The following is a 4,472-nucleotide window of genomic DNA, read 5'->3' as shown; positions in this document are numbered from 1 at the left end:
TGTGCTGATCGTCGGGCTGGGCGGATTAGGCTCACCGGCCGCGCTGTATCTGGCAGGAGCCGGTGTCGGCACGCTGGTGCTGGCTGACGACGATGAGGTTCATCTCAGCAACCTGCAGCGGCAGATCCTGTTCACCACAGATGACATTGCCCGCGCTAAATCGCAGGTTGCACAGCAGCGGCTGGCGCGACTCAATCCGGATATCGAACTGCTCTCGCTGACGCAGCGTCTGAGTGGAGAGGCGCTCAGGCATGCAGTGGCGCAAGCGGATGTCGTGCTCGACTGCACCGACAACATGGCGACGCGTCAGGAAATTAACGCCGCCTGCGTGGCGCTCGATACCCCGCTGATCACCGCCAGCGCGGTCGGTTTTGGCGGCCAGTTGATGGTGTTGACGCCGCCCTGGTCACAAGGCTGCTATCGCTGCTTATGGCCGGATGACGCGGAACCCGAACGCAATTGCCGTACCGCAGGCGTTGTCGGCCCCGTCGTCGGGATGATGGGGACCCTGCAGGCACTCGAGGCAATCAAGCTCCTAAGCGGTATGGCGATACCCGGCGGCGAATTGCGCCTGTTTGACGGCAAAACCAGCCAGTGGCGCAGCCTGGCATTACGCCGCGCCAGCGGGTGCCCAGTGTGTGGAGGGCGACATGCGAATACAGTTCAATGATGAGCCAATGCAGTGTGCAGAAGGACTCTCCGTGCATACACTGCTGACGCAATTGAATCAGTTAAAACCCGGCGCCGCACTGGCGCTGAATCAACAGATCCTGCCCCGCGAGCAGTGGGAGCAGCACATCGTGCAGGAAGGCGACCAGATCCTGCTTTTTCAGGTTATCGCAGGGGGTTGAAATGTTACGAATTGCAGATAAAACGTTTGATTCGCATCTGTTCACGGGCACGGGTAAGTTTGCATCACCAGCATTAATGATTGACGCGATCCGCGCCTCCGGTAGCCAACTGGTGACGCTGGCCATGAAGCGTGTGGATTTGCGCCAGCATAATGACGCCATCCTGGCTCCTCTTATCGACGCGGGCGTCACGCTGTTACCCAACACCTCCGGGGCGAAAACGGCAGAAGAGGCAATCTTTGCCGCACAGCTTGCGCGCGAGGCGCTCGGTACCCATTGGCTGAAGCTGGAAATTCATCCCGATGCGCGCTGGTTGCTGCCGGACCCCATTGAAACGCTGAAAGCCGCCGAGGCACTGGTAAAACAAGGATTTGTGGTGCTGCCTTACTGCGGTGCGGATCCGGTGCTGTGTAAACGGCTGGAAGAGGTGGGCTGTGCGGCAGTGATGCCGCTCGGCGCGCCGATTGGCTCTAATCAGGGGCTGGAAACCCGGGCCATGCTGGAGATTATTATCCAGCAGTCCACCGTTCCGGTCGTGGTGGATGCCGGAATCGGCGTACCCAGCCACGCCACGCAGGCGCTGGAAATGGGCGCGGACTCCGTGCTGGTGAATACGGCGATTGCCGTGGCGGACGATCCGGTGATGATGGCCCGCGCTTTCCGTCTGGCGGTGGAAGCCGGCCTTCTGGCGCGTCAGGCAGGACCGGGTAGTCGCAGCCGTCAGGCGCAGGCCACCAGCCCACTGACCGGTTTTCTGGAGATCCCGGTATGAAAACGTTCACCGACCGCTGGCAGCAACTCGACTGGGACGACATCCGCCTGCGCATCAACAGCAAAACGTCCGCTGACGTTGAGCGGGCGCTAAATGCCCCCCACCCCAGCCGCGACGATATGATGGCACTGCTGTCACCTGCCGCGAGCGCATACCTTGAACCGCTGGCACAGCGGGCGCAGACGCTGACCCGCCAGCGCTTCGGCAATACGGTGAGTTTTTACGTCCCGCTGTATCTCTCCAATCTGTGCGCTAACGACTGTACCTACTGCGGTTTTTCGATGAGTAACCGCATCAAGCGCAAGACGCTGAATGAAACGGACATTATCCGGGAGTGTGCGGCGATCCGCGAGCTGGGTTTCGAACATCTCCTGCTGGTCACCGGCGAGCATCAGGCAAAGGTCGGAATGGACTATTTCCGTCGCCACTTGCCCACCATTCGCCAGCAGTTTTCGTCATTACAGATGGAAGTTCAACCGTTAGCCGAGGCGGAATATGCCGAACTGAAAACGCTGGGACTCGACGGCGTGATGGTCTATCAGGAAACGTATCACGACGCGATGTACGCGCAGCACCATCTGAAAGGGAGAAAACAAGATTTCTTCTGGCGGCTGGAAACGCCGGACCGACTGGGGCGCGCAGGTATCGACAAAATCGGCCTCGGGGCGCTGATTGGTCTTTCCGACAACTGGCGGGTGGACTGCTATATGGTTGCAGAGCATTTGCTGTGGCTTCAGCAGCACTACTGGCAAAGCCGCTACTCGATTTCGTTCCCGCGCCTGCGTCCGTGCGCTGGCGGTATTGAGCCCGCCTCAATCATGGATGAGCGCCAACTGGTACAAACCATTTGCGCGTTCCGTCTGCTGGCACCGGAAATTGAGCTGTCGTTGTCGACGCGGGAGTCGCCCTGGTTTCGAGACCACGTGATCCCGCTGGCGATTAACAACGTCAGCGCGTTCTCGAAAACCCAGCCTGGCGGGTATGCGGACAATCATCCTGAACTGGAACAGTTCGCGCCACATGACAACCGCCGTCCCGAAACTGTCGCCGATGCGCTTGCCGCGCAGGGGCTTCAGCCGGTATGGAAAGACTGGGATGCGTATCTGGGGCGCGCTTCGCAAAGGCGATGAACCGTCTTGCAAACGGGTAACCATTTTACGAGCCGCGACGAAAGAGAGAAAACGAGAGGTTGTTGTTAGCCTCTCACTTTTTTAACGTATCACCGTCAGCCTTAACGCTGTCCAGGGCGAAGAGCTTCTTCCTCGTTTCGCCCTGCCTTCACCGAAATCAGCGAGATAAAACACCAATTTCAGCCAAAAATGGCCACTGGGGTGTACACTTCTTAAGATAAATCACCTCGACTTATATCAGCGAGATTATAATTGCCTACATTCTTCCTGATATGCAGAGCCACATTGTTGGCTTCACTTCGCACTTCTCTTCGGGATTTACACTTTCTGGATAAGTACAGTAATGGCACGTCATAACAGAAAACTTTCATTCACGACGCCAATATTGGTGAGCTTTACGGGGATCATACTCAGCTTTTTGTTGATCGCCTTATTCATTACTTTTACGCAGAAGAATGATTTTCTTGAAGATTATCATGGCATTAATCGGAATTTCACCCATAACCTGGCGGTGAACTATACCGAGTCTTTGCTACGCGAAAATGATTATATCCTTGGTCGGGCGGCGACCTACTTTTCTCGTAATGACCACCTGAACGACACGGTTAACCTTGACCCGGAACAGGGTCTGAAAACCATCATGCAATTGCAGACGCTGATGCCGTCAGTCTCCTCGATCTCATTGGTAGATATAGAAGGCCATTACCTGCGCGCGCCCCAGGTGCTAAATACCGAACGCAGCAAAACATTCGACGTGAAATCGCGTCCCTGGTTTATGGATCAGGTTGAAGCCAGTACGTTTAGCAACTATACCGCCCCCTACATTGACTATTTTACGCACCACCCTACGGTGACGATCTACAAACCGGTCATCTCTCCCGAAGGGAAAATGAAAGGTACGATTGCGTTTCATCTTGATCTGACGTCAATGGGTTACGCATTGCGCCAGATGGTGGCTCCTGTGCAGGGCGAGTTCTATGTGGTCGACCGTGATGGAAAAGTGGTACTGCATCCAGATACAGGCGCGCTGTTTAAACAGTATGTCAGTAAAAAAACCATGAGCCGGATGACCAGCGGTGAAGGAAATCTGTACGACCCGGACACTCAGGACTGGTACTACTACTATTCGTTCACCAACCCGGACTGGTTTGTGATTTATCGGGTTTCAGATACAACCCTCGTCGATCTGACACGTCATGAGACCAACATTGTCGTCTGGGGATTTGCCCTTGCGGCGATCATCATTGCGCTGTTTGGTCTCTATCTACGCCACGCTTCACGCACGGTGCTGATGAATATCATCAACGCAATCAAGACCGGCGATGTGAAACGCGCGCCGCGCCTTGAAGCAATGCTGAGCAAAGCTATCGAGTCCAATAAGGAGCGCGAACTGGCTTACGTTCGACAGGCGACCATTGATGCCCTGACCGGTTGTAAAAACCGCCGTGCTTTTGACAGCGATATCGCCGCGCTGATGAACGATCACCAACCGTTCGTCCTGGCACTGGTGGATATTGATAACTTTAAATCCATCAATGATACCTGGGGACATTTGAATGGCGACATCGTCCTGCGTAACGTCGCGCGCGAAGGGATTCAGATCATGCAACCCGCCGCCGTTTCTGTCTATCGCTATGGCGGTGAGGAGTTTGCCGTGCTGTTCTCGGGTGAGCAATTGAACAACGCGCATACCCTACTGGAACGCTGGCGCATTGAGGT

The 4,472-nt window shown here is 55.7% G+C and carries 5 protein-coding genes; all 5 read left to right on the top strand.

What is annotated here, in order from left to right; translation table 11 throughout:
* Positions 1–670, top strand: a 670-nt coding sequence (locus AB7E14_RS20955) for a HesA/MoeB/ThiF family protein (RefSeq protein ID WP_428169895.1), incomplete at its 5' end; no start/stop codon positions are given.
* Positions 651–851, top strand: a complete 201-nt coding sequence (thiS, locus tag AB7E14_RS20950; protein ID WP_042998977.1) for a sulfur carrier protein ThiS — start codon at positions 651–653, stop codon at positions 849–851. The genes AB7E14_RS20955 and thiS, both read left to right, overlap by 20 nt.
* A gap of 1 nt (position 852) precedes the next feature.
* Positions 853–1,623, top strand: coding sequence for a thiazole synthase (gene thiG / locus AB7E14_RS20945; protein WP_316962973.1), 771 nt, complete (start codon positions 853–855; stop codon positions 1,621–1,623).
* Positions 1,620–2,753: a 2-iminoacetate synthase ThiH gene (gene thiH, locus AB7E14_RS20940; RefSeq protein ID WP_099433012.1), complete on the top strand. Its 1,134-nt coding sequence runs from the start codon at positions 1,620–1,622 to the stop codon at positions 2,751–2,753. The genes thiG and thiH overlap by 4 nt, the downstream gene beginning before the upstream one ends.
* A gap of 343 nt (positions 2,754–3,096) precedes the next feature.
* Positions 3,097–4,472: sensor domain-containing diguanylate cyclase (locus tag AB7E14_RS20935; protein WP_428169894.1), on the top strand; the 1,376-nt coding region annotated here is incomplete at its 3' end.

The organism is Citrobacter sp. (assembly GCF_050252275.1).
Taxonomy (GTDB): domain Bacteria; phylum Pseudomonadota; class Gammaproteobacteria; order Enterobacterales; family Enterobacteriaceae; genus Citrobacter_A; species Citrobacter_A amalonaticus.
This window is presented reverse-complemented; position numbering and strand designations above follow the sequence as displayed.